Below are 24,542 nucleotides of genomic sequence, written 5' to 3'. Positions count from 1 at the left end.
CTTTACTCTCTCAGATTCTGCGGATGATTTTTTCACCGAACAGGCCTTCCGGCCGCACCAGCAGGAACAACAGCGCCAGCACGTACGGGAACCAGCCTTCGATGCCGCCGCCGACCAGCGGGCCGATATACACCTCGGCCAGTTTTTCGGAGGCGCCGATAATCAGGCCGCCGACGATCGCACCAGGCATCGACGTGAAGCCGCCCAGGATCAGCACCGGCAGCGCCTTCAACGCCACGAAGGTCAGCGCGAACTGCACGCCGTTGCGGGCGCCCCACAGCAGGCCGGCCACCAGCGCGACCAGCCCGGCCACCGCCCACAGCACCGCCCAGATGCGCTGCAGCGGAATGCCGACGGCCAGCGCCGCCTGGTGATCGTCCGCCACCGCGCGCAATGCGCGGCCCACCTTGGTCCTGGAGAAAAGCAGTGCCAGCGCCGTCACCAGCAGGCCGCAGACAACGGCCGCCATGATGTCGAACTGCGAGACCAGGATGTTAAATTTGTTCATCAGGTACTCGGACGGCACATCCTCGATCGGCAGATCCAGCTTGTGCACCTGCGAGCCCCACATCAACTGCGCCAGCCCTTCGATGAAGAAGGCCAGGCCGATGGTGGCCATGAACAGCGTGATCTCCGGCTGGTTCACCAGCGGCCGCAATACCACGCGCTCGATGGCGATACCGAGCAGTATCATGACGACGATGGTCAGCGGTATCGCCACCCACAGCGACACACCGAACTTGTCGACGATGCCGACGCAGGTCAGTGCGGCGAAGAACACCATCGCGCCCTGGGCGAAGTTGAATACGCCGGAGGCCTTGTAGATCAGCACAAAGCCAATCGCCACCAGCGCGTACATCACGCCGGACAGCAGGCCGCCGATCAAGACCTCAAAGAAAAAGTTCACGTTCATTCGCAGGCCTTTCCGAGGTAGGCGTTGATGACGTCCTGGTTGCAGCGGATCTCGTCGGGTGTGCCGTCGCCGATTTTCTTGCCGTAGTCGAGCACCACCACGCGGTCCGAGATGTCCATCACCACGCCCATGTCATGCTCGATCAGCACGATGGTGGTGCCGAATTGGTCGTTCACGTCGAGGATGAAGCGGCACATGTCCTGTTTCTCTTCGACGTTCATGCCGGCCATGGGTTCATCGAGCAGCAGGATCTCCGGCTCGGCGGCCAGCGCCCGGCCCAGCTCCACGCGTTTTTGCAGGCCGTAGGGCAGGCGGCCCACCGGCGTCTTGCGGATCGCCTGGATCTCCAGGAAGTCGATGATCTCCTCGGCTTTGACGCGGTGGGCGATCTCCTCGCGCCGCGCCGGGCCCCAGTACAGCGCCTGCATCAGGAAGTTGGACTTCATCTTCAGGTTACGGCCGGTCATGATGTTGTCGAGGACCGTCATGCCCTTGAACAGCGCGATATTCTGGAAGGTGCGGGCGATGCCGGACTTGGCGGCGGCATGGCAGTCCATGTTCTTGCGGTGTTCGCCGCGGTAGATGATCTCCCCCAGCTGCGGGCGGTACACGCCGTTGATCACGTTGAGCATCGAGCTTTTGCCGGCGCCATTGGGGCCGATGATGGCGCGGATCTCGTGCCGCTTGACGTCGAAGGAGATGTCGGTCAGCGCCTTCACGCCGCCGAAGGAGAGCGAGATATTTTTCAGGTCGAGGATCACCGGGCCGATTTTCCGGCGGTCGGGATCCGCATCCGTCCCGAAGTGGGTGTCTGGTTCGTTCATTTGCATGGTCGCTTCCTCCATTCTGGCCTAGGCCGCTGCCTGGATGGCAGGGAAGGTCTTGCAGGACTCGATCTTCAGGTCCGCCGCCACCAATCCCGTGCGTCCATCCTCGAACTTGACCTGCGTTTCGATGTACTGCGACAGCTTGCCGCTGTAGAGCGCATCGATCAGCACCGCGTACTTCCCGGCGATGAACTTGCGGCGCACCTTGCGGGTACGGGTCAGCTCATCGTCGTCGGGGTCGAGCTCCTTGTGCAGCACCAGGTAGCGGTGGATCTGCGTATCGCTCATCATCGGCTCGGCCGCCAGGTCGGCGTTGACCTGCTCGATGCAGTCGCGCACCAGGCCATACACCTGCGGGTGCGCGGCCAGGTCGGTGTAGCCGGAATAGGCGAGGCTGCGGCGTTCCGCCCAGTTGCCCACGGCTTCCATGTCGATATTGATGAAGGCGCAGACTTCGTCGCGCTTGTCGCCGAACACCACCGCCTCTTTGATGAAGGGGAAGAACTTGAGTTTGTTCTCCACGTAGTTGGGCGCGAAGATGGCGCCGCTGTTCATCTTGCCGACGTCCGCCGCGCGGTCGATGATCTTCAGGTGGCCTTCGTGGTCGAACAGGCCGGCGTCGCCGGTGTGGAAGTAGCCTTCGGCGTCGATCGCTTCGCTGGTGGCGTCGGGACGCTTGTAATAACAGTCCATCAATGTTGGTGACCTGACCAGGACCTCGCCGTTGTCGGCCAGCTTGACCTCGACGCCCGGCGCCGGCAGGCCGACGCTGTCGAACTTGATCTGGCCGTCCGGCTGCAGGCAGATGTAGGCGCAGGTTTCGGTGGAGCCGTAGAACTGCTTCAGGTTGACGCCGATGGAGCGGTAGAAGCGGAACAGGTCCGGCCCGATCGCGGCGCCGGCCGTGTAGGCGACCCGCACGCGCGACATGCCGAGCACATTTTTCAGCGGGCCGTAGACCAGCACCTGGCCTATCGCATAAGCCAGGCGGTCCGACAGCGGCACCGGCTTGCCGTCCAGGATGGCGGCGCCGCTGCGGCGCGCCACTGCCATGAAGTGATGGAACATGCGGCGCTTGATGGCGCCGGCGTCCTCCATCCGTATCATCACGGTAGTGAGCATGTTCTCGAACACGCGCGGCGGGGCGAAGTAATAAGTAGGGCCGATTTCGCGCATGTCGGTCATGACGGTGTCGCCGGATTCGGGGCAGTTGACGGTGAAGCCGGCCGTCATCGCCTGCGCGAAGGAGAACAGGCAGTCGCCCACCCAGGCCATCGGCAGGTAGGACAGGATGTCTTCTTCGTCGGTGAGGTTCTCGAAACCGACCCCGCCGGTGCCGGCCGCGATCAGGGCGGAGTGGGTCTGGCACACGCCTTTGGGTTTGCCGGTGGTGCCGGAGGTGTACAGGATGATGGCGTTGTCGCTGCCCTTGCCTGCCTTGACGGCGTTGTCGAACATGCCGGGGTTGGCCTTGTCCCAGTCGCGGCCCAGTTCCTGCAGGCGGGCGAAGGACAGCAGGCCTTGCTGGCGGTAGTGGCGCATGCCGCGTTCGTCGTCGTAGGCGACGTGTTCTATATGCGGGTACAGGCTTTGCAATTCCGTCAACTTGTCGACCTGTTCCTGGTCTTCGACGATGGCGTAGCGGATCTCGGCGTTTTCCAGCACATAGGCCATGTCGGCGGCCGGGGCGTCCTGGTACAGCGGCACCGGCACGCCGCCCAGGCATTGCGCGGCCAGCATGGACCAGTAGAGGCGGGGGCGGTTGTCGCCGATGATGGCCAGGTTCATGCCGCGCTGGAAGCCGATGGCGGCCAGGCCGCAGGCCAGCGCCCGCACTTCGTCGTTGACCTGGGCCCAGGTCCAGCTTTGCCAGATGCCCAGGTATTTTTCGCGGAAGGCGGGTTTTCCCGGACGCTGCTGGCCATGGGTCAGCAGCCAGCGCGGGAAGGTCTCGTTCTGTGTTTGCACCAGTGTCTCCTGTTGCTGTTTGCTCGTACTTGTTAAACTTCTGATACGGCAGCCTTTTTATGTGATGATATTAGCCTGCCGCCGACCGTCAGGTTGTCTTTTCGGCGACATTTGACCGAACTTTCCATGGTGCGTTGCAATAATGCCTAATCGACATCATATCTCCCTCGAAATAGCTTTGCGTTCGGCAATCTGGGCGCAAGGGCTGACGCCGGAACAAATGACGCGCGTGCTGGCCGATACCTTTGAAACTTTTGTGCCGAAGGGGGGTTATGTTTGCCGCAAGGGGGAAATGGTCGAGCATTGGCTGGGGATTATGGACGGCATGGTCAAGATGACTAATTTCTCGGCGACGGGTAAAAGCGTGTCATTTACCGGTGTACCGGCCGGCGGCTGGTTTGGCGAAGGTTCGGTATTAAAGCGTGAGATACTGAAATACGACGCGATGGCATTGCGCGACAGCCATATCGCCCGCATGCCGATGTCCACGTTTCACTGGTTGCTGGATAACAGCCTGCCTTTCACGCGGTTTTTATTGATGCAGCTGAATGAGCGGCTGGGGCAGTTTATCGGCATGGTGGAAAACGACCGTTTATTAAACCGCGTTGCGCGCTGCCTGGTTTCCATGTTTAATTCCCATCTTTATCCGGGATTGGAAAAGCTGGTGCAAATATCGCAGGAGGAATTGGGCCTGCTGTCCGGCGCCTCGCGCCAGCGCGCCAATCAGGCATTACAGCTGCTGGAGAAACAAGGCTTATTAAGTCTTGATTACGGCGGCATTCGTATTCTCGATCTCGAAGGCCTGCGCCGCTACGAGGCATGAGTTAGCGGAATCCCGCAGTCTTATCCCAATCAATCTGTCCAGATGCTCGGCCCGGCGTCGTTACGCCCCTTGCTCATGCTAATTATTGGCATGTTTGTGCCAGTTTTCAGCATTTGTCCACGGCCGAGAGCAGTCCAGGTCAATGAATTGTCACGGCCTGATGCCCAGTTTCGCCGCACAACGGCGGCCGCTGACTTTATGAGACCGTAAATTTACTTCCAGAATAAATTTACCGGGATGAAGGGGGTTATGCATTTCCATTAGTAAGAATCCTCGTAATCTATTGCATAGGCGTGGCAGTCTGCAAATTTGCCCTTTTGTGTTGGAACGAAATTCTTATTGTTCACTATAGGGCACCTCGAATAACCACCAATTCGTCATTCCCGCGCAGGCGGGAATCCATGTTGAGATTCTGCTCATGCGGCGTATGGGTTCCCGCTTGCGCGGGAAGTCATTTCCCCTGGGAGGGGAAATGACGGTATTTCGAGGTTCCCTAAAGTTTTCAAGGTAACGCGAAACAAGCTGATCAAATAAAAGTACTTTACCGCAACGATCGGGTGCAATCAGATCAAGTTCGAAACCTGCACCCCAAGCAATCGCGGTATCATGGCGACAAGCTATGCCGCATCGGCGGCGCACCGGAAATTGACCTCATCCATGCATATTCCAGATACTTCCCATTTCGTCGAGCGCCTGGCGCTGTTGCGGGCGGCGATGCGTCAACAGCAGATCGACGCGCTGATCGTGCCGTCGGCCGATCCTCATTTGTCCGAATATTTGCCGGCCCGCTGGCAGGGCCGCGAATGGCTGTCGGGATTTACCGGCTCGGTCGGTACTTTTATTGTCACGCCGGAGTTTGCCGGCATCTGGACCGACGCCCGCTATTGGACTCAAGCCGAGCAGCAATTAGCCGGCACCGGCATTGCCCTGATGAAACTAACTTCCGGCGCCAGCGTTCAATATGTCGACTGGTTGGCCGCGACCCTGAAGCCCGGCGAGACGGCGGCGGTTGACGGCGCGGTGCTCGGCCTGTCCATCGCCCGCCTGCTGGAACAGGCGCTGCAAAAGAAAAACGTCGCGCTGCGCACCGATCTCGATCTGCTGGATCAGGTCTGGAGCGGCCGCCCCGCGCTGCCGGCCGCGCCGGTGTACGAGCATCTGCCACCTTACGCCTCGCAGACCCGCGTCGAAAAACTTGTCAATTTGCGCACGACGATGCAGCAGCTGGGCGCGGAGCGTCACCTGATTTCGACGCTGGACGATATCGCCTACCTGTTCAACCTGCGCGGCGCCGATGTTAATTACAACCCAATTTTTCTGTCCCACGCGCTGATCGGTCCGGCCCGCGCCACGCTGTTCGTCGCCGACGGCAAAGTCTCGCCCGCGCTGCGCGCCACCTTGGCGGAGGACGGCGTCGACGTCGCGCCCTACCAATCGGCCGCCGCCGCGCTGGCCGCGCTGCCCGCCGACAGCACGCTGCTTATCGACCCGCGCCGCCTCACCCACGGCACGCGCCAGTGGATACCGGCCACGGTTCAGGTGATCGAGGCGATCAACCCCACCACCTTCGCCAAATCGAAGAAAAGCGAAGCCGATGCTGCCCACGTGCGCGCCGCGATGGAGCAGGACGGCGCTGCCCTGTGCGAATTCTTCACCTGGCTGGAGCAGACGCTGGCCGATCCGCAGCGTCCGCCGCTGACCGAACTGGCCATCGACCGCGAAATCACGGCGGCGCGGGCGCGCCGTCCGGGCTTCGTCAGCCCCAGCTTCTCCACCATCGCCGGCTTCCGCTCCAACGGCGCAATCATGCATTACCGCGCCACCGAGGCCCAGCACTCCGTCATCGAAGGCGACGGCCTGCTGCTGATCGACTCCGGCGGCCAGTATTTGGGCGGCACCACCGACATCACCCGCGTGGTCGGCGTCGGCGCCATCACGGCCGAGCACAAACGCGATTTCACGCTGGTGCTCAAGGGCGTGATCGCCTTGTCCTCGGCGCGCTTCCCGCGCGGGACCAAATCGCCGATGCTCGACGCCATCGCCCGCGCGCCGCTGTGGGCCGAGGGCCTGGACTTCGGCCACGGCACCGGCCACGGCGTCGGTTACTTCCTCAACGTGCACGAAGGCCCGCAGTCGATTTCGCAATCGGCGATGCCGGAGCTGCACACCGCCATGGAGCCAGGCATGATTACATCGATAGAACCGGGCCTGTACCGTCCCGGACTATGGGGCATCCGGATTGAAAACCTGGTGCTGAACCGGCCTGCGGGCCAGACCGAATTCGGCGAGTTCCTCGATTTCGAAACGCTGACCCTGTGCCCGATCGACACCCGCTGCATCGCGCCCTCGCTGCTGCGCGACGACGAGAAGCGCTGGCTCAACGACTATCACGCGACGGTGCGCCAGCGTTTGCGCCCGTTGCTGTCGGGCGCCGCTCTGGCTTGGCTGGAAACCCGTACGGAGGCGTTATGAGCGGTCGCGCAACCCGTGCCACCTCCGCTGTCGACCGCCTCAAGGTCCGCAGCGGCAACGCCAAGTATTCGATGTCGCGCACCGGCAGCGGCCACTTCTTCCTGACCGAAGGCGCCGGCCAGCCGCCGCTGTGCCCTCCGCTGGAGCTGGACGATTTCGTCGCCTTCGTCAACGGCATTTCGCCGGGGCCGCCCCGGCGCGTCAGCAAGCTCGATGTCGCGTTCGAAAAACAGCTCGTTAAAAAAACGCCGTAGCGTTACCACTGAGAGAGAGCACGCATGCCACCGATTGAATCCCTGTTCGCCTATTGGTCTACCCAGGAAATCGCCACCAACGGCGTCATTTTGCTGAATCTGGTCGGTGCGCTGCTGCTAGGCCTGATGGTCGGCTACGAGCGCTCGTATCACGGCCGCGCGGCCGGCATGCGCACCTATGGGCTGGTATGCATGGCCTCCGCCGCGCTGACGGTGATCGGCGGCTATCCCGGCGACTGGTTCGGCGGCCATACCGGCCACACCATCCTGACCTCCGACCCGACCCGCATCGTGCAGGGCATCGTCACCGGCATCGGCTTCCTCGGCGCCGGCGTCATCATGCGCGAAGGCTTTAACATCAGTGGCCTGACGACGGCGGCCTCGATCTGGGCGTCGTCGGTGATCGGCGTGATGGTCGGCATCGGCTTCTACCTGGGCGCGATGGGGCTGGCGGTGCTGTGCGCAGGCGCGATGATCCTGCTGACCAGGGTCGAGGCCTGGCTGCCGTCGCGGCACGCGATTGCGATCACCATGCGCTTCAAGGCCGGCTTTCTGCCGCAGGAGCCGGCGCTGCGCGCGATGGCGCTGCAACGCGGCTACGAAATCGCCGGTGGCTCGCTGATGATAGGCAGCGATGGCGGCATGCAGGAATGGCGCTTTGTCGCCATCGCGCTCAGCAAGCGTAGCGGCGCGCCGATGTCGGTGCTGTCGGCCGAGCTGGCGCAATTCGACGGCATCCACAGCTTCCAGCTGTCGCACGCACGTAACTGAAAACTAACACGAACATGAGCATGAACGAACAAGCCAGGGCGGTATTCGATTTCTGGTTCCAGCCTTCCGCAGGGCAGGCCGCCGACGCGATGCGCCGCGAGTGGTTCCAGAAGAGCGACGATTTCGACCGCGAGATCGCCGGGCGCTTCGGCGCGCTGATCGAGCAGGCGCTGGCCGGCGGCCTGCATGCGTGGGATGCGGAAGGTCCGCAGTCGGCGCTGGCGCGCATCCTGGTGCTGGACCAGTTCTGCCGCAACGTCCACCGCGGCACGCCGCTGGCCTTTGCCGGCGACCCGCAGGCCTTGCAGGCGGCGCTGAATATGGTCGACGCGCAACAGGACCTGGCGCTGCCGCCCTTGCAGCGCGCCTTTGTCTACCTGCCGTTCGAGCACGCGGAGGACATGGCGATGCAGGAACGGGCCGTGGCCCTGTACACGCACATGGCGGACGCGGTACGCGACACCGCGCCGCCGGCCACCAGCCAGGGCATCGCCGGCATGCTCGATTTCGCGCATCGCCATCGCGAGGTGATACGCCGCTTCGGCCGTTTCCCGCACCGTAACGCCATCCTCGGCCGCGCATCGACGCCGGAAGAACAGGCGTACCTGCAGCAGCCGGGGTCTGGTTTCTGATGGCGACACTCAACCTGATCGGCGCCGGCCATGTCGGCCGCGTGCTGGGACGCTTGCTGGCGGGGCAGGGCGGCTATCAGGTGCAGCAGGTGCTCACGCGTTCCGCCGCGTCGGCGCAGGCCGGCGTGGATTTCATCGGCAGCGGCGCGGCGGTGGAGCGCTACGACCAATTGCAGCCGTCCGACATCCATGTGCTGGCCGTCGGCGACGACCAGATCGCGAGCGCCTGCGCCGCGCTGGCGCAGGCGGTGCCGTTGCAAGGCAGCGTGGTGTTCCATTGCAGCGGTGCGCTGGCGTCCGGCCAGTTGCAGGCGGCGCGCGATGCCGGCGCGCTGGTCGCCAGCGTCCACCCGATCCGCAGCTTTGCCGATCCGGCGGCGGTGGCTGCTCAATTTGCAGGCACCTTCTGCGGCATTGAGGGCGACGCCGCCGCGCTGGCCGTGCTGACGCCGGCCTTGCAGGCGATAGGCGCGCAGCCGGTGCCGATCGACGCCTCGGCCAAGACCGTGTATCACGCCGCCGCCGTCTTCGCCAGCAACTACCTGGTCACGGTGCTGGACGCCGCCCTGCGCGCCTACATGGCGGCCGGCATTCCGGAACCGGTGGCGCGCCAGATGGCGCAGCCGCTGGCCACCGAGTCGATGGCCAATGTCTTCCGGCTCGGCGCCGCCGCCGCGCTCAGCGGCCCGATCGCGCGCGGCGACATGGACACTGTGGATCGCCAACAACGGGCGGTCAGCCGGTGGGACAGGTCAACTGGCGAACTCTACCAGGCGCTGGTGGCGCCCACGGCGGACCTGGCGCGCCGGAAGCGCCAGAAATAGCCCGCTGCGACGGCTACAGCTCTTATCTCCTTGCAAATTACTAAACAACAACTATATTTTAAGCAGGTGCATGCTTGGTCCGAAGCGGGCGTTGCAGTTTTATTGGTACGAATTCACAAATAAGTGGCGGGATTAGTCGACAAACCTCGGAATTAGCAATAAGCTTGTTTCTTAGAATGTTTTCCTAAAGAATCTAGCATCAAGCCGGCGCACCAATAGGATAGGGGTAAGAACATGTTATTTCTGAAGAGTACGACCGTCACGAAAGCGCCTGGGATTTACGACGTAGATGTCGCCGCTAAACCACCCGGCAAGACCTTCGGTGTGTTCATGGCCACCGACCCGGACAATCCGCCGGCCGAGGTACTGGCGGCGCTGGCGGCGATGGGCTTCAAGAACACCTACAGCGGCGGCTACACCCACAAGGACCGCGGCAAGGTGCTGGACCTGCACTTCCAGAAGGACGGCACCGATCTGTTCCAGGGCTGGAAAGCCGAAGAGATGGAAGCCAATATGGCCGCCATCACCGCGCTGTTCAGCGGCATCGGCATCACCATCGCTCCGCGCGTAATGACCCTGGCCGAAGCCTACGCTTAAGCGTTAAGCCTGCACCTCGATGTGATACAAGGCCCACGGGCAGGAACCGAACCGCTCCGCGAGCGGTTTGGCCGCCATCTCCGCGACCTTGTCGGCATCGTAGACCGCCCATAGCGGCCCCAATCCGCCCAGCGCCATCGGCGCGCCATCCAGATGGGTGGCGACGATGTAGCGCTGCGCGCGCGCCTGCGCCACGGTGACCGTGGCCGCATAGCCATCCACCGCCCGCAACACCAGCTTGCCGCCGTCGCCCAGCGACGCGCCGGCCGCCTTCATCACATCCAGCAGCAGCGGGCCGCGCATGGTATGCACCTTGCCGTCGTATTCCAGCGTCGGCTGGATGGTGATGGCCGGCAGCGCGGCCAGCGCCGCGAAGTCGAAGGCATGCGCCTTGTCGAAGCTGAGTTTTTGCTTGTGCATCATCTGGTCGCGCACCGGATCGAAGCGGCCGCGGTTGACCTTGCCGACGGCGCCGGTGACGGTCAACAGCGCGGGGCCGGCGCCGCCCGCGGCGGCAGAGGCTTGCGATGCCGGCAGGGCGGCGGCGGCCATGCCGGCCAAGGCGGCGCGGCCCAGAAACTGGCGTTTTTTCATGCGGGTGATCTCTTGGCTGACGTAGTGCCGGTATCATACCGCGCATGGACTTATTTGCCGACGACAGCGCCCTGATGCCCATCCCGATCGAGGATGGCGAACTGTGGTTCCAGCAGCGGCTGGCGCTGGACCTGGCGCCGGCCGAGGCCATGCAACGCCTGCTGGACGAGACCGACTGGCGCGCGGAACAAGTCCAGGTCTGGGGCAAGCTGCACATGCAACCGCGCCTGAGCGCCTGGCATGGCGAGGCCAGCTACCGCTATTCCGGCAAGACCTTCCATCCGCTGCCGTTCACGCCGCTGCAGTTGCACATCAAACAGGCAGTCGAGCAGGCCACCGGGCGCCGCTTCAACAGCGTGCTGCTGAACTACTACCGCGACGAACGCGACAGCATGGGCTTCCACGCCGACGACGAGCGCGAACTGGGGCCGCAGCCGGCCATCGCCTCGGTCAGTTTCGGCGCGCCGCGCACCTTCATCCTCAAGCACCGGCGCCTGCCGAAGACCATCAAGCTGGCGCTGGGCGACGGCTGCCTGCTGCTGATGGCGGGCACCCTGCAGCAACATTGGCTGCACGGCATCAACAAGGCACGGGACCCGCGCGGGCCGCGCATCAACCTCACTTTCCGCCTGATCGCCTAAGTTCTTGCAAGTGTTGGCGTGCTGTGACATTGTGGGTGGGCCGGCGGGGAAATTGCTGCGCGGATCGGGGGGGGGCGCCGGCTGACGCTGTTATTGTTAGCTCTCTACATTGGAGGCCAGCCATGTTTAACAATATGAAGATTGGAACCAAACTCATCTGTGGATTTGTGTTTGTTGCGGTGCTTGGGGCCGTGGTCGCGTGCATCGGCATTTTCAGCATGAATCGCATCGCCGGCATGGCCGACAGCATGTACGCGGAAGACCTGATGGGCGTTTCCTACATCAAGGAAGCCAACATCAACCTGATTTACGCCAGCCGTTCGCGCAGCAATTTCTTGCTGGCGACTTCGGCGCAGGAGCGTGCCGGCCACCGTGCGGACATCCAGAAATACCTGGCGACGATCCGCGACTATCTCGACAAGGCGCGGCCGCTGTTCGTTGTCGAGCGGGGGCGCAAGCTGATCGACAGCTACGGGGTGCAAGCCCAGGAATTCGAGCGGCTGCTGGCGCGCGCACTGGACCGCGCCGAGGCCGAACCGCTGGCGCAGCGCAGCGACGAGTTGAACCAGATGCTGGCCGTCGCGCGCAAGCAGGCCAATGTGCTGGATGACCTGCTGACCGAAATGACCAAGCTCAAGGAGGAACGCGCCAACGCCAAGGCCGAGCAGACAGCCGCCTTGTCGCGCTCCAGCCTGCTGACGATGGTGGGCCTGGTGGCAGGCAGCTTGGCGCTGGGCGTGGCGCTGGGTGTGGCGATCACGCGTGGACTGATCCGCCAGTTGGGCGGTGAACCGGGCTATGCCGCGGACGTCGCCAACAGCATCGCCGGCGGCGACCTGACCGTCAGCGTCGATGTGCGGCAGACCGACCACGGCAGCGTGCTATATGCGATGAAGACCATGCGCGACAGCCTCGGCGACATCGTCGGCCAGGTACGCAACGGCACCGACACCATCGCCACCGCCTCGTCGCAGATCGCCAGCGGCACGCTGGACCTGTCGGCGCGTACGGAGGAGCAAGCGGGGGCGCTGGAGGAAACGGCCTCGTCGATGGAAGAGCTGACCGCGACGGTCAAGGCCAACGCCGATCACGCGCGCACCGCCAACGAGCTGGCGCGCTCGGCGTCAGAGGTGGCGCGCAAGGGCGGCGCCGTGGTCGACGAGGTGATCGGCACGATGAGCGCCATCAATGAATCGTCCGGCAAGATCGCCGACATCATCGGCGTCATCGACGGCATCGCTTTCCAGACCAACATCCTGGCCCTGAACGCGGCGGTGGAGGCGGCCCGCGCCGGCGAGCAGGGGCGCGGCTTTGCGGTGGTCGCTTCCGAGGTGCGCACGCTGGCGCAACGCTCGGCGGCCGCGGCCAAGGAAATCAAGGAACTGATCGGCGACTCCGTCAGCAAGGTCGAAGCCGGCGCGCGCCAGGTGGACCAGGCCGGCGCGACGATGCGCGACATCGTCACCAGCATTCAGCGCGTGACCGACATCGTGGCCGACATCCAGGCCGCCAGCGGCGAACAGCATGCCGGCATCGAGCAGATCAACCAGGCCATCATCCAGATGGACGCGGTGACCCAGCAGAACGCGGCGCTGGTGGAGCAGTCGGCGGCGGCGTCGGATTCGATGCAGCAGCAGGCGGAGAAATTGTCGGCGGTGGTCGGCGTGTTCCGCCTGGCGCAGCATCAGCAGGCGTCGGCGGCCCCGCCCGCGACGCGTGCGGCGCCCAAGCGCTTAAGCATCGCTTAAGTTTTGTCGGAACAGAATTTTTCAGCGGTTCGTTCGGCTTACATCTCGTCACACTTCTTACTAATTCGGCGGTGACGGGAGTTGATTCGAGTGCTATCTTGACTCCATCGCAATTCAGAGAACTGCGATCCCAAGCAAGTCCAACACTCATTTTGCTGAAAGATCCAAGACCATGAAAAAAATTCTGTTCGCAATCGTTGCTTCCGCTGCCGCCCTGGCCGGCACCTCCGCTTACGCCGCCGATGACGCAGGCACCGCCTACATCGGCGCCGGTGTCGTGGGCAGCCACTACAAATTCGACGTGCCTGGCGCCACCAGCACCTCCGACCGCAGCGGCGACAAGGCGACTGGCAAGATCTTCGCCGGCTACAACTTCGACAAGACCTGGGCGATCGAAGGCGGTTATACCGACTTCGGCAAGAAAGGTTATGACTACACGTCAGGCGGCGCAGCCGGCCACGTGCAGACCGACGCCAACTCGTTCTATGTTGCAGGCAAGGGTACCTACACCGTCAATGACCAGGTCGCCGTGTTCGGCAAGCTGGGCGTGGCGCGCAACCACAATGCCGTCACCACCACCGGCATCGCGGCCGTCAGCGGCGACAGCAACAAGAGCGCGCTGTACGGCTCCGTTGGCGCCGAGTACGCGATCAACAAGAACGTGAAGGTCTCGCTGGAGTATGAAAACTACGGCAAGAACAACATCGATCTGGGCCGCAAAAACAGCGCCATCACCGCCGGCGTGCGCTACAACTTCTAACCCGCACGGCACCACAGGGGTCGGACCCTACGGGGTCCGACCCCGCCTCGGTTCGGGGGGCGCCTCTCAGGCATAAAAAGGCCACCTTGCGGTGGCCTTGGTCGTTTACACGGTCAGTGGCTTGTAGCGGATGCGCTTAGGCTTCGCGCCTTCCTCGCCCAGGCGTTTCTTCTTGTCGGCTTCGTATTCCTGATAGTTACCGTCGAAGAAGGTGACCTGCGAGTTGCCTTCGAACGCCAGGATGTGGGTGGCGATACGGTCCAGGAACCAGCGATCGTGCGAGATCACCAGCACCGAACCGGCGAACTCCAGCAGCGCGTCTTCCAGCGCGCGCAGGGTTTCCACGTCCAGATCGTTCGACGGTTCATCCAGCAGCAGCACGTTGCCGCCCTTGAGCAGCGTCTTGGCCAGGTGCAGGCGGCCGCGCTCACCGCCGGACAGGTTGCCGACGATTTTCTGCTGGTCCGAACCCTTGAAGTTGAAGCGGCCCAGGTAGGCGCGCGACGGCATGTCGAAACGGCCGACGCTGAGCATGTCGGCGCCGCCGGACACGTCCTCGAACACGCTCTTGCTGTCGCTGAGCGTATCGCGGCTCTGGTCCACCAGCGAGATGCGGGCGGTCTGGCCGATCACCACTTCGCCGCTGTCCGGCTTGTCGAGGCCGGCGATCATCTTGAACAGGGTCGACTTACCGGCGCCGTTCGGGCCGATGATGCCGACGATGGCGCCCGGCGGTATCGTGAACGACACGTTGTCGATCAGCAGGCGGTCGCCAAACGCTTTCGACACATTCTTGAACTCGATCACTTCATTGCCCAGGCGCTCGGCCACAGGGATGAAGATCTCCTGGGTCTCGTTGCGCTTCTGGTATTCGTACTCGCTCAGCTCGTTGAAGCGGGCCAGGCGGGCCTTGGACTTGGCCTGGCGCGCCTTCGGATTCTGACGCGACCATTCCAGTTCCTTGGCCAGCGCCTTCTGGCGCGCGGACTCGGTCGACTCTTCCTGCTTCAGGCGGTTGGCCTTCTGGTCCAGCCACGACGAGTAGTTGCCCTTCCATGGAATGCCATGGCCGCGGTCCAGTTCCAGGATCCATTCGGCGGCGTTGTCGAGGAAGTAGCGATCGTGGGTGATGCCGACCACAGTGCCAGGGAAGCGCAGCAGGAACTGCTCCAGCCATTCGACCGACTCGGCATCCAGGTGGTTGGTCGGTTCGTCGAGCAGCAGCATGTCCGGCTTGGACAGCAGCAGCTTGCACAGCGCCACGCGGCGCTTCTCGCCGCCGGACAGCACGCCGATCCTGGCGTCCCAAGGCGGCAGGCGCAGCGCGTCGGCGGCCATTTCCAGTTGCAGGTTCAGGTTGCCGCCGTCGGAGGTCGAGATGATCGCTTCCAGGCGCGCCTGCTCGGTGGCCAGCGCGTCGAAGTCGGCGTCTTCCTCGGCGTAGGCGGCGTACACGGCCTCCAGCTTGGCTTGCGCCTCGAACACTTCGCCCAGACCCGACTCGACTTCCTGGCGCACGGTTTTTTCCGGATCCAGCTGCGGTTCCTGAGGCAGGTAGCCGATGTTCAGGCCCGGCATCGGCACGGCTTCGCCCTGGATGTCGGTGTCGATGCCGGCCATAATTTTCAGCAAGGTCGACTTACCGGAGCCGTTCAGGCCCAGCACGCCGATCTTTGCGCCCGGGAAGAAGGACAGCGAAATATCTTTCAGAATCTGGCGCTTGGGCGGGACGATTTTGCCCACGCGGTTCATGGTATAGACGTAATTTGCCATTGAGAATCTCAGTAAGAATTTTTTAATTGCGTAGAAATGCAAGGAGGACGACAGGATACGATAAATCCCGCCGCCCGCCCACTATTTAGCGCGCCGGGCGCTCCACAGCCCCTCGGCCACGTACAGCGCCAGCGCGGCCCAGATGATGATGAAGCCGATCAGCCGCGCCGGCGGAAAGCCTTCATGGAACACCCACACGCCCAGCAGCGCCTGCATGGTGGGCGACAGGTATTGCAGCAGGCCCAGCACCGACATCGGGATCTTGCGCGCGCCGGCCGCGAACATCACCAGCGGGATCGCGGTGATCGGCCCGGCCGCCGCCAGCAGCCAGCGGGTGCTGTCGTACGGAGTGTTGAGGAAGGTGTTCTGGCCGTGCGCGGTCAGCCACAGCACATACACCAGCGCCAGCGGGAACAGCAGCATGGTTTCCAGCGACAGGCCCTCCAGCGCCGCCAGCGCGGCCATCTTGCGCAGCAGGCCGTAGCCGCCGAAGGTGATGCCTAAAATTAAGGCAATCCACGGCACCTGGCCGGCCGACCAGGTCAGCCACAGCACGCCGCCGGCCGCCACGGCGATGGCGATCCACTGGCCGCGCCGCAGCTTTTCCTTCAGCACCAGCAGGCCCAGCAGCACATTGATCAGCGGATTGATGAAATAGCCCAGGCTGGAGTCGATGACATGGCCGTTGTTGACCGACCAGATGTAGACGAACCAGTTGGCCGTCAGCAGCAGCGCCGAGGCCACAAAGCTGGCCAGCACGCGCGGATTGCGCAGCACCTTCGGCAGCCACTTCCATTGCTGGCGCGCGGTCAGCACCAGGCCCAGGAACAACAGCGACCACAGCATGCGGTGCGCCAGGATTTCCACCGCGGGCACCTCGCCGATGGCGTGGAAGTACAACGGGAACAAGCCCCAGCAAAAGAACGCGAATGTGGCGTAAACAATACCAATATTCATGGAGAAGGGAGCGGGTCGAAGGCAAGGTCTGCCATTATCGCCGATCTGGCGCACCACCGCTGCGCGGCCTCGCGCTTCGGCCCGCAGCAGCGTACACTGGCGTTATTGAAATTTTGGAACGCCCTTCCATGCGAAAATCTCCTTGCCTTTTGCAAATACTTATCCTATTGTGCAATGCACCAAAACAACAACAGGTGCAATCTTGACCGAGCAACATAAGAAAAGCAGCCTCGTCGCCCTGACGCTGGCTGCGGTAGGCATCGTCTACGGCGACATCGGTACCAGTCCCCTCTACACCCTCAAAACCATCTTCGATCCCGAACACGGCCTGGCGCTGAACGAGTTCAACCTGCAGGGCATTATTTCGCTGATTTTCTGGGGCCTGACGATGATCGTCTCGCTCAAATACGTCACGCTGGTGCTGCGCGCCGACAACCGCGGCGAAGGCGGCATCATGGCGCTGATGGCGCTGGTACTCAATTCGGTCAGCAAGGCCGCGCCGCGCTGGCACTATCCCTTGATGCTGCTGGGCGTGTTCGGCGCCACCATGTTCTACGGCGACAGCGTGATCACGCCCGCCATCTCGGTGCTGAGCGCGATGGAGGGCCTGGAAGTGGCCGCGCCAGGGCTGGAGCAGTACATCGTGCCGCTGACCATCATCGTGCTGGTCACGCTGTACGCGGTGCAGCGCCACGGCACGGCCGGCATCGGCCGCCTGTTTGGCCCGGTGATGATGGTGTGGTTCGCCGCGCTGGCCGTCATGGGCCTGATCAATATCCTCGAAGCGCCACAGATCCTGTGGGCGCTCAATCCGCTGAACGCCTTCCGCTTCATGCTTCAGAACCGCATGATCGCCTTCGTCGCGCTGGGTGCCGTGGTGCTGGCCTTCACCGGCGCCGAGGCGCTGTACGCCGACATGGGCCACTTCGGCAAGAAGCCGATCCGTGCCGCCTGGTTCCTGGTGGTGTTCCCCGCGCTGGCGCTGAACTACCTGGGCCAGGGCGCGCTGCTGCTGGTCCACCCCGAAGCGATCTCCAATCCCTTCTTCCAGCAGCTCGGCGCCTGGAGCGTCTACCCGCTGGTGGTGCTGTCGACGATGGCGACGGTAATCGCCTCGCAGGCCACCATTTCCGGCACCTTCTCGATGACCAAGCAGGCCATCGCCCTGGGCCTGCTGCCGCGCATGCGCGTGGTGCACACGTCCGAGCGTGAAATCGGCCAGATCTACATCCCGGCCGTCAACTGGCTGCAGCTGGCGGTGGTGCTGCTGGCGGTGATCGGCTTCGGCTCGTCGGACAAGCTGGCCGGTGCCTACGGCATCGCGGTGACCGCGACCATGCTGGCCACCACCTTCCTGACCTTCTTCGTCACGCGCTACCGCTGGCACATGCCGCTGGCGCTGTGCCTGGCCGCCACCGGCTTCTTCATCATCATGGACATCATGCTGTTCTCGGCCAGCACGCTCAAGCTGTTCCACGGCGGCTGGTTCCCGCTGCTGCTGGGCGCCGTGCTGTTCACCGTCATGCTGACCTGGAAGCGCGGCCGCGAGCTGGTGTTCCAGAACCTGCAGAAGCACGCGATCCCGCTGGAAGACTTCCTGGCCTCGCTGTTCGTGGCGCCGCCAACGCGGGTCTACGGCACCGCCATCTTCCTGCGCGGCGAGAGCGACGGCGTGCCGCACGCGCTGCTGCACAACCTGTCGCACAACAAGGTGCTGCATGAACGCGTGGTGTTCTTCACGGTGCACGTGGTGGAGGAGCCGTTCGTGCCGGAGGCCGAGCAGGTCAAGGTCACGGACCTGGGCCACCAGTGCTACCAGGTGAACGTCCACTACGGCTTCAAGGACGAACCGGACATCCCGAAAGCGCTGGCGCTGTGCGACTGCCTCGGCCTGCCGTTCGAGATGATGGAGACCTCGTTCTTCATCGCCCGCCAGACGGTGATCTCGACCCCGGGCGCCGGCATGTCGACCTGGCGCGAACACCTGTTCGTGGCGATGTCGCGCAACGCCCGCGGCGCCGCCGACTACTACCAGATTCCCACCAACCGCGTGATCGAACTTGGCACGCAAGTGGAAATTTAAGCACACTCGCGGCGCTAAATGATGTAACCGAATGTAGCGCCCGGAGCAGAAGCGGCTTGGTCTGCTAAACTTCTGCTCCGAATGTGGGACCAATACGAATACTCATCAAAGGTAATCATGAAATCGATGTTTCAATTTATTGCTGCCGTTGCCTGCGTAGCGGCCCTGACGGCCTGCGGCGGCGGATCGAAAGCACCGGTGGCGGTGGTGGTGCCGCAACCGGCGTTCAAACTGACCGATACCGTGGTCGGCACCGGCGCCGCGCCCAAGGCGGGCGACATTGTGGTGATCAACTTCACCGGCTATCTGTACGACTCGACCAAGTCCGATTTCAAGGGCGCCAAGGTGGAAAGCTCGGTCGATACCGGCAAGCCGGCCGCGCCGTTCACGGTGGGGCTGGGCGCGGTGGTGACGGGCTGGGACCAGTCCATCCTCGGCGTGAGTCCAGTCGCCGCCATGAAAATCGGCGGCAAGCGCACCGCCATCCTGCCGGCCAATCTGGTGTACGGCGCTGCCTCGCGCCCCGTGCCGAGTCCTAACCCGTACGGCTACGCGGCCATTTCCGCCAATTCGCCGATGGTCTACGATTTCGAGCTGGTCGATGTCATCCCGGCCATCGTGATCCCCTCCGACCCGCCGCCGACGGTACTGACGATAACCAATGACGTACCTGGCACCGGCGCTGTCGCCGCCGCCGGCAGCTCCGTCACCGTCCATTACGTCGGTTGGGTGTATGACGGCACGCGCGCCGACAAGAAGGGCCCGCAGTTCGATGCCAATGTGGCGCCGACCGATCCCTATGCGCTGGTCCTGAGCGGCAGCGACAATATCCCAGGCTTCATCAACGGCGTCATCGGCATGGCCGTAGGCGGCACGCGCACCGTGACCATCCCTCCCGACCAGGCTTATGGTTCGGTTGGCAAAGGCAGTGTTCCTCCCAATGCGACGCTGATCTTCCAGCTGGAACTCGTTTCGGTCAAATAAGCTGGTCGGACATGAATGAAAAAGGCCGGTTCCCTCGTTGGGGGAACCGGCCTTTTTGCTTGAGGAGGCGAGGCGGCTAGTCGCGCAGCGCTTGTGCCGGTGCGATGCGCATCGCCGCCAGCGTGTGGCGGGCGGTGGCCAGCGCCACGATCAGCAGCGTGAACGCCAGCGCCGCCGCCGGCGCCCAGCCGCCCAGCGGCGTGCGCGCCGCGAAGCCCGCCAGATAGCGCTCGATGGCCAGCCACGCCAACGGCAGCCCGGCCGCTGCGGCGGCCATCGTCAGCAGCAGGAATTCGCGGCTGACCAGGACCGCGATCGCCTTGCGGCCGGCGCCATGCAGCTTGCGCAGCACGATCTCGCGCGCGCGCCGCTGCACGCTGTGCGCCGCCAGCACGTAGATGCCGAAAGCGGCCAGCGCCAGTACCACGGCCGTCGCGCAGGCCAGCAGCCTGGCCATGCGTACGTCGTCGGCGTAGGCTTGCGCGTAGTAGCTGCCGGCCCGGCGTATCACCGGTTCGCTGTCAGGGAAGTAGCGGCTCCAGGCTGTGGCGATGTCCTGCTCCAGCGCGGCCCGGCTGTGCGCGTCCGCTGCGGCGCGCATGCGCACCGTCAGCAGTTGATTGTCCTGGGTGATCTGGTACATCGTCGGGCGCACCGGATCGCGCAGCGTTTCCCAGCGCAGGTCGGGCGCCACGCCGACGATGCGGAACTGCGTGTTGCCGATGCGCTGGCCCACCGCCTGCTGCGCGGACGGCCAGCCCAGCGCCTGCACCGCCGCCTGGTTGATCACGATGTTTTGCTCGCCGTCGCCGGCCGTGCCTTCGATGCGCGGATCGAACAGGCGCCCGACCAGGGCCTTTAAGCCGTAGACGTTGAAGAAATCCGCTCCGACAAAATGCGCCGACAGCGATACGTTGCTGCCGTCCACGCGCGGGACCGTGGTGCTGCCATGCGTGCCGGTCTTGTCGTCGCGGCCCGGCACGTCGCGGCTGTCCGCCACGCCGGCCACCCCGGGCAGTTGTGCGATGGCGTCGCGCAGCGCGCGGGCGGCGGGATTGTCGCGCAGGTTCTCTTTCATTTCCACCACCAGCAGCGGATCGGGATCGAAGCCCGGCGGCGCCGCTGCGGCGAACTGTGTCTGCCACAGGATCGCCAGCGCCACGCTGCCCATGCTCATCGCGGCGCCGAACTGCACCACCGTCAGGACGCGGCGCAGCCATGCGCCGCCGGCCGTCTCGCCGCTGCGGTGGGCCAGCGCAATGCCCATGTCGACGCCGCGCGCCAGCCAGCCCGGATAGACGCCGGCCGCCGCGCCGACCAGGGCGCCGGCCAGCAGGTACGCGCCGACCGTCGCCGGCGTGAACATGCCGTCCAGGCGGCGCTCCAGCAAATCGGAGGCCAGCGGCAGCAGCAGCCACGCCAGCAGCACGCCCAGCGCGGCGGCGGCCACCGACAGCAGCATCGACTCGGCCATGAACTGGGTCAGCAACTGACGCGTGCCGGCGCCCAGCACACGGCGCATGGCGATCTCGCGCTGGCGGCGCAAGGCGCGCACCGTCGCCAGGTTGACGTAGTTGATCACGGCGAGCAGCAGTATCAGCAAGCCGGTGGCGCCGAGCGCCAGCACCATGCGCATGTCGCCGCGCGGGCCGGTGCCCATGGTGTTGGCGACGCTGCGGTCGAAGTAGGCGTCGGCCAGCGGACCGAGGCCGATATCGACCATCTTGCGCTGGCCCAGCGCGACCTTCATTTCAGGCGTCGCCAGGCTGGCCCAAGGCGCACGGTCGATCACATCTTGCAGCACCCGCTGCAAGGTCTGCGGATTGACGTCCTGGCCGGTCTTGACGTAGATGCGGCCGCCGATGCTCATCCAGCTCGACAGCGCCTCCTGGCGCTCCTTCTCAGGCCACAGTGCGCTGCCCACGCCAACCAGCGCATTGAATTGCAGCGTGCTGTTGGCAGGGCGGTCCGCCAAGACTGCCCGGACTTGCAGCGCTTGGCGATTGATCTCGATGCTGCGTCCCAACGCCTGCGTGGTGCCGAACAGGCGCAGCGCGGTCTGCTGCGTTACGGCCAGGCCGTCGGGCCGGGTCAGCGCCGCGCGCAGGTCGCCTTCCAGTGCAGGCAGGCCGCTGATGGACTGGAACGCAGGATCGACAGCCGTGACCTCCAGCTGCTGCGTGCGTCCGTGCAGTTGCAGCGTGGTCTGGCGCGGCCACCAGGCGCTGGCCTCCAGCGGCACGCCGCTGCGCAGCGCCACTCCGCGCAGCGCGAACGGCGTGTACTCCATCCATTGCGGTTGCGGGATGAAGTTCAGCCGGTGCTTGATGACGAACACGCGCTCGCGCTGCGGCACGTCGCGGTCGTAGCTGAAGGAGTAGGCCACAAATCCCAGCAGCAGGAAGCAGACGGCGAAGCCGGTCGCCAGTCCGAGTATCTCCACGGCGGAGTGGAGGGGATGGCGCAGCAGCAGGCGCCAGCCGATGCGGAAGTCGCTTGGTTTCATGTTGGTCTCCGGTTCAGTCGCGCAGTGCCAAAGCAGGCGACATGCGCAAGGCCGCCATCGTATGACGGGTGGTGGCCAGCAGCGCCACCAGAATGGCCATTGCCAGCGCCGCAGCCAGCGTCCATGCGCCGATGGGCGCATGCTCGGTGTAGCTGGCCAGATGGCGCTGGATCGCGACCGCCGCCAGCGGCAGGCCGATCAGCGCCCCGGCGCCCACCAGCGCCGAGAACTCGCGGCCCATCATCAGCGCAATGTCGGCGCGGCCGGCGCCATGCAGCTTGCGCATCACGATCTCGCGCCGGCTGCGCTGCACGCTGTAGGCGGACAGCACGTAGATGCCGAAGGCCGCCAGCGCGATGGCGATCACGCTGGTGGCCGCCAGTATCCGTATCAGCCGCGTTTCGGCGACATAGCGTTCCGCCAGCACGGACTGCTGCGTTTTCATTTCCATGATGGCGTTGGGGAAGTGGTGGCGCCACAGCGGTTCGATCTCGCTGTACGCCGCCTCCAGCTTGTCGCTGGTGCGTATCGTCAGCACCTCGCCGGCGCGGACGAAGTACGCGATCGCCTTCGATGGCTCGTGCAAGCCCTGGAAGCGCACATCGGGCGCGATGCCGACTATCTCCATGCCGCCTGCGACCTGGCCGACCGCGTCCTGCGGCGTTGCATAGCCCAGCGCCAGCGCGGCGGCGGCGTTCACCACGGCTCGCCGGGATTTGCTGTAGTCGATATCCTGCCCCGCGACGAACAGCCGTCCATGCAGCGCATGCAGGCGGTTCACTTCAAACCAGTTGGCACTGACGTTCTTGCCCTCCAATGGTATGTCGCGGCCGTCCCTGGCCGTCACGGTGCTGATCAGCTTTCTGCCGTCGCGGCCCACCGCTTCCGAAATGGACGACACGCCCTCGACGCGCGGCAGCCGGGCCAGCTGCTCCATGAAGGCCACGGCTTCCGGCTTGCCCTCCGCGTCGGGCGGCAGGTCCAGTACCAGCAGATGATCCGGATCGAATCCCGGCGAGGCGTGAGCTGCAAAGTAGGTCTGCCAGCCGACCGCCAGCGCGGTTGCCGACAGCGCCATCGCGCTGGAGAACTGCAACACGGTGAGCACGCGCCGTACCCACAGGCCGGCGGCCGTCTCGCCATTGCCGCGGCCCGCCAGCGCCGGCCCCGGCAACGCGTGCTGCGCCAGCCATGCCGGATAGGCGCCGGCGCACGCGCCGATGAATAGCCCGAATGTCAGCGCGATCAGGCAGCGCAAGGGCGTGAACATGCCGGCCAGCGGTCGGTTCACCAGATCGGAGAAGGTCGGCAGCAGCAACCACGCCAGCACCAGGCCAGCGCATGCCGCCAGTACGGACGTCAGCGCCGCCTCGCTGAGGAACTGGCGCACCAGCCGCGCCGCGCTGGCGCCCAGCAGCTTGCGGATGCCGATTTCGCGCTGGCGGCGCAAGGTGCGCACGGTGGCCAGGTTGATGTAGTTGATCGCCGCCAGCAGCAGGATCAGCAAGCCCGCCGCCGCCAGACCGAAGACGCTGCTGCGCCGGCCATACTGCTCGGCTGCGCGGCTGTTCGCCAGGCCTTCGTCGAAGTAGGCGTCGCGCAGCGGCAGCAGGGAGATGTCGGCGACATTGCGGCCATTCAGGTTCTTGCCCATAGGGCCGCTTTTCACCCGCTGGTTCATCGGCGACTTCTCGCTGGCTTCCTGCAGCAGCGCCGTCAGCGCCTGCATCGACGCGCCGGGCTTGAGCTTCATGTAGACGGTGCCGCGTCCCCATTTGCTGATCGCGGTTTCGCGTTCCGGCCAGGCGCTGCTGCCGGCGCCGATCAATGCCTCGTATTGCTGGCTGCTGTTGGCCGGAGGATCAGGCATCAGCGCCCGCACCTGCAATGCCGTGCCGTCGACAGTGACGGTCTGGCCAACCGCGGGGTCAGCACCGAACAGCTTATGCGCGGCGGTACGCGTCAGCGCCAGGCCGTCCGGCTGCGTCAGCGCCGCGTTCAAGTCGCCCTGCAAGGCTACGATGCCGAACATGGTAAGGAAAGCGGGATCGACCACCTGCAGGTCCAGCGCACGCAGCTCGTTACCGGCACGCAGCGGCGTATCGATGGACTTGGCGATGCTGGCCTCCGACACCATGCCGCTGGCAAGGGCGACGTCGCGCAAGGGCATGAAGGCCCTGGTTTGCCATTCAGGACGCGGGAAGACGTTGATGCGCTGCTTGATTACCACCAAGCGGTCGTTGTCGGGTATGGCGCTGTTGAAGTTCAGGCAGAACTCGACGAAGCCGAACAGCAGGAAGCAGGCGGCAAAGCCGATCGCCAGGCCGCCGATCACCACGGCGGAGTAGGCCGGCTGCTGCAATAGCAGGCGCCAGCCTATGCGGAAGTCGCGCAGGTTCATGGAGATGAGCCTGA

Annotated in this window: 20 protein-coding genes; 12 read left to right on the top strand and 8 right to left on the bottom strand. The window is 64.4% G+C overall.

Annotation, left to right across the window (positions count from 1 at the left end):
• Positions 1-10 precede the first annotated feature (10 nt).
• Genes ACEN9O_RS08525 through ACEN9O_RS08515 form a run of 3 tightly spaced genes read right to left on the bottom strand, consistent with a single transcriptional unit; the run spans position 11 to position 3,711 of the window.
• On the bottom strand, positions 11-907 hold the full coding sequence (locus ACEN9O_RS08525) for a branched-chain amino acid ABC transporter permease (protein ID WP_495618444.1): 897 nt from the start codon (positions 905-907) through the stop codon (positions 11-13).
• A 2-nt stretch (positions 908-909) separates the two neighbouring features.
• Entirely contained in the window at positions 910-1,743 is an 834-nt protein-coding gene (locus tag ACEN9O_RS08520) for an ABC transporter ATP-binding protein (protein ID WP_495617141.1), read from the bottom strand.
• Positions 1,744-1,764: 21 nt separating this feature from the next.
• On the bottom strand, positions 1,765-3,711 hold the full coding sequence (locus tag ACEN9O_RS08515; RefSeq protein WP_495618443.1) for an AMP-binding protein: 1,947 nt from the start codon (positions 3,709-3,711) through the stop codon (positions 1,765-1,767).
• A gap of 139 nt (positions 3,712-3,850) precedes the next feature.
• Here ACEN9O_RS08515 and ACEN9O_RS08510 point away from each other — a divergent pair, with 139 nt between their 5' ends.
• The 7 genes from ACEN9O_RS08510 to ACEN9O_RS08480 all read left to right on the top strand — a co-directional run bounded on the left by ACEN9O_RS08510 (position 3,851) and on the right by ACEN9O_RS08480 (position 10,081).
• Complete coding sequence (locus tag ACEN9O_RS08510; protein WP_495617140.1) at positions 3,851-4,531, top strand: Crp/Fnr family transcriptional regulator; 681 nt, start codon at positions 3,851-3,853, stop codon at positions 4,529-4,531.
• Positions 4,532-5,188: 657 nt separating this feature from the next.
• Positions 5,189-7,003, top strand: a complete 1,815-nt coding sequence (locus ACEN9O_RS08505; RefSeq protein ID WP_495617139.1) for an aminopeptidase P family protein — start codon at positions 5,189-5,191, stop codon at positions 7,001-7,003.
• Complete coding sequence (locus ACEN9O_RS08500; RefSeq protein ID WP_495617138.1) at positions 7,000-7,257, top strand: hypothetical protein; 258 nt, start codon at positions 7,000-7,002, stop codon at positions 7,255-7,257. The genes ACEN9O_RS08505 and ACEN9O_RS08500 overlap by 4 nt, the downstream gene beginning before the upstream one ends.
• A 24-nt stretch (positions 7,258-7,281) precedes the next feature.
• Positions 7,282-8,028, top strand: coding sequence for an MgtC/SapB family protein (locus ACEN9O_RS08495; RefSeq protein ID WP_495617137.1), 747 nt, complete (start codon positions 7,282-7,284; stop codon positions 8,026-8,028).
• 14 nt (positions 8,029-8,042) lie between these two features.
• The gene (locus ACEN9O_RS08490) at positions 8,043-8,660 is read left to right on the top strand and encodes a DUF924 family protein (RefSeq protein ID WP_495617136.1); all 618 of its coding nucleotides are present in this window, start codon (positions 8,043-8,045) and stop codon (positions 8,658-8,660) included.
• The gene (locus tag ACEN9O_RS08485) at positions 8,660-9,484 is read left to right on the top strand and encodes a Rossmann-like and DUF2520 domain-containing protein (protein ID WP_495617135.1); all 825 of its coding nucleotides are present in this window, start codon (positions 8,660-8,662) and stop codon (positions 9,482-9,484) included. The genes ACEN9O_RS08490 and ACEN9O_RS08485 overlap by 1 nt, the downstream gene beginning before the upstream one ends.
• A 234-nt stretch (positions 9,485-9,718) precedes the next feature.
• Complete coding sequence (locus ACEN9O_RS08480) at positions 9,719-10,081, top strand: hypothetical protein (RefSeq protein ID WP_495617134.1); 363 nt, start codon at positions 9,719-9,721, stop codon at positions 10,079-10,081.
• Between the two features lie 3 nt (positions 10,082-10,084).
• Here ACEN9O_RS08480 and ACEN9O_RS08475 read toward each other — a convergent pair whose 3' ends face one another.
• Positions 10,085-10,675: a molybdopterin-dependent oxidoreductase gene (locus ACEN9O_RS08475; protein WP_495617133.1), complete on the bottom strand. Its 591-nt coding sequence runs from the start codon at positions 10,673-10,675 to the stop codon at positions 10,085-10,087.
• A 44-nt stretch (positions 10,676-10,719) separates the two neighbouring features.
• Between ACEN9O_RS08475 and ACEN9O_RS08470 the strand changes: the two genes are divergently transcribed.
• The 3 genes from ACEN9O_RS08470 to ACEN9O_RS08460 all read left to right on the top strand — a co-directional run bounded on the left by ACEN9O_RS08470 (position 10,720) and on the right by ACEN9O_RS08460 (position 13,824).
• Positions 10,720-11,316, top strand: a complete 597-nt coding sequence (locus ACEN9O_RS08470; RefSeq protein WP_495617132.1) for an alpha-ketoglutarate-dependent dioxygenase AlkB family protein — start codon at positions 10,720-10,722, stop codon at positions 11,314-11,316.
• 122 nt (positions 11,317-11,438) lie between these two features.
• A complete protein-coding gene (locus ACEN9O_RS08465) occupies positions 11,439-13,064 on the top strand; it encodes a methyl-accepting chemotaxis protein (RefSeq protein ID WP_495617131.1) in 1,626 nt (541 codons plus the stop codon).
• Positions 13,065-13,236: 172 nt separating this feature from the next.
• Positions 13,237-13,824 (top strand): porin family protein, encoded by a 588-nt coding sequence (locus ACEN9O_RS08460; RefSeq protein ID WP_495617130.1) that lies wholly within the window; start codon positions 13,237-13,239, stop codon positions 13,822-13,824.
• Positions 13,825-13,929: 105 nt separating this feature from the next.
• Here ACEN9O_RS08460 and ettA read toward each other — a convergent pair whose 3' ends face one another.
• Positions 13,930-15,597 (bottom strand): energy-dependent translational throttle protein EttA, encoded by a 1,668-nt coding sequence (gene ettA, locus ACEN9O_RS08455; protein WP_495617129.1) that lies wholly within the window; start codon positions 15,595-15,597, stop codon positions 13,930-13,932.
• An 81-nt stretch (positions 15,598-15,678) separates the two neighbouring features.
• On the bottom strand, positions 15,679-16,554 hold the full coding sequence (gene rarD / locus ACEN9O_RS08450; protein ID WP_495617128.1) for an EamA family transporter RarD: 876 nt from the start codon (positions 16,552-16,554) through the stop codon (positions 15,679-15,681).
• A gap of 202 nt (positions 16,555-16,756) precedes the next feature.
• Here rarD and ACEN9O_RS08445 point away from each other — a divergent pair, with 202 nt between their 5' ends.
• Both ACEN9O_RS08445 and ACEN9O_RS08440 read left to right on the top strand, forming a co-directional pair.
• Positions 16,757-18,637 (top strand): potassium transporter Kup, encoded by a 1,881-nt coding sequence (locus ACEN9O_RS08445; RefSeq protein ID WP_495617127.1) that lies wholly within the window; start codon positions 16,757-16,759, stop codon positions 18,635-18,637.
• 126 nt (positions 18,638-18,763) lie between these two features.
• The gene (locus tag ACEN9O_RS08440; RefSeq protein ID WP_495617126.1) at positions 18,764-19,621 is read left to right on the top strand and encodes an FKBP-type peptidyl-prolyl cis-trans isomerase; all 858 of its coding nucleotides are present in this window, start codon (positions 18,764-18,766) and stop codon (positions 19,619-19,621) included.
• A gap of 76 nt (positions 19,622-19,697) precedes the next feature.
• On the opposite strand, the gene ACEN9O_RS08435 is transcribed toward ACEN9O_RS08440, so the two are convergent.
• Together ACEN9O_RS08435 and ACEN9O_RS08430 are read right to left on the bottom strand one after the other, a co-directional pair.
• The gene (locus tag ACEN9O_RS08435; RefSeq protein WP_495617125.1) at positions 19,698-22,127 is read right to left on the bottom strand and encodes an ABC transporter permease; all 2,430 of its coding nucleotides are present in this window, start codon (positions 22,125-22,127) and stop codon (positions 19,698-19,700) included.
• A 13-nt stretch (positions 22,128-22,140) separates the two neighbouring features.
• Positions 22,141-24,528: an ABC transporter permease gene (locus ACEN9O_RS08430; RefSeq protein ID WP_495617124.1), complete on the bottom strand. Its 2,388-nt coding sequence runs from the start codon at positions 24,526-24,528 to the stop codon at positions 22,141-22,143.
• Positions 24,529-24,542 lie beyond the last annotated feature (14 nt).

The sequence above is a fragment of the Duganella sp. Dugasp78 genome (assembly GCF_059491455.1).
This window is presented reverse-complemented; position numbering and strand designations above follow the sequence as displayed.

What these genes read in the sequence shown, in the direction of transcription:
- ACEN9O_RS08520 (WP_495617141.1), bottom strand. Translation starts at nt 1,743, where the DNA reads ATGCAAATGAACGAACCAGACACCCACTTCGGGACGGATGCGGATCCC.
- ACEN9O_RS08510 (WP_495617140.1), top strand. Translation starts at nt 3,851, where the DNA reads ATGCCTAATCGACATCATATCTCCCTCGAAATAGCTTTGCGTTCGGCA.
- ACEN9O_RS08505 (WP_495617139.1), top strand. Translation starts at nt 5,189, where the DNA reads ATGCATATTCCAGATACTTCCCATTTCGTCGAGCGCCTGGCGCTGTTG.
- ACEN9O_RS08500 (WP_495617138.1), top strand. Translation starts at nt 7,000, where the DNA reads ATGAGCGGTCGCGCAACCCGTGCCACCTCCGCTGTCGACCGCCTCAAG.
- ACEN9O_RS08495 (WP_495617137.1), top strand. Translation starts at nt 7,282, where the DNA reads ATGCCACCGATTGAATCCCTGTTCGCCTATTGGTCTACCCAGGAAATC.
- ACEN9O_RS08490 (WP_495617136.1), top strand. Translation starts at nt 8,043, where the DNA reads ATGAGCATGAACGAACAAGCCAGGGCGGTATTCGATTTCTGGTTCCAG.
- ACEN9O_RS08485 (WP_495617135.1), top strand. Translation starts at nt 8,660, where the DNA reads ATGGCGACACTCAACCTGATCGGCGCCGGCCATGTCGGCCGCGTGCTG.
- ACEN9O_RS08480 (WP_495617134.1), top strand. Translation starts at nt 9,719, where the DNA reads ATGTTATTTCTGAAGAGTACGACCGTCACGAAAGCGCCTGGGATTTAC.
- ACEN9O_RS08475 (WP_495617133.1), bottom strand. Translation starts at nt 10,675, where the DNA reads ATGAAAAAACGCCAGTTTCTGGGCCGCGCCGCCTTGGCCGGCATGGCC.
- ACEN9O_RS08470 (WP_495617132.1), top strand. Translation starts at nt 10,720, where the DNA reads ATGGACTTATTTGCCGACGACAGCGCCCTGATGCCCATCCCGATCGAG.
- ACEN9O_RS08465 (WP_495617131.1), top strand. Translation starts at nt 11,439, where the DNA reads ATGTTTAACAATATGAAGATTGGAACCAAACTCATCTGTGGATTTGTG.
- ACEN9O_RS08460 (WP_495617130.1), top strand. Translation starts at nt 13,237, where the DNA reads ATGAAAAAAATTCTGTTCGCAATCGTTGCTTCCGCTGCCGCCCTGGCC.
- ettA (WP_495617129.1), bottom strand. Translation starts at nt 15,597, where the DNA reads ATGGCAAATTACGTCTATACCATGAACCGCGTGGGCAAAATCGTCCCG.
- rarD (WP_495617128.1), bottom strand. Translation starts at nt 16,554, where the DNA reads ATGAATATTGGTATTGTTTACGCCACATTCGCGTTCTTTTGCTGGGGC.
- ACEN9O_RS08440 (WP_495617126.1), top strand. Translation starts at nt 18,764, where the DNA reads ATGTTTCAATTTATTGCTGCCGTTGCCTGCGTAGCGGCCCTGACGGCC.
- ACEN9O_RS08435 (WP_495617125.1), bottom strand. Translation starts at nt 22,127, where the DNA reads ATGAAACCAAGCGACTTCCGCATCGGCTGGCGCCTGCTGCTGCGCCAT.
- ACEN9O_RS08430 (WP_495617124.1), bottom strand. Translation starts at nt 24,528, where the DNA reads ATGAACCTGCGCGACTTCCGCATAGGCTGGCGCCTGCTATTGCAGCAG.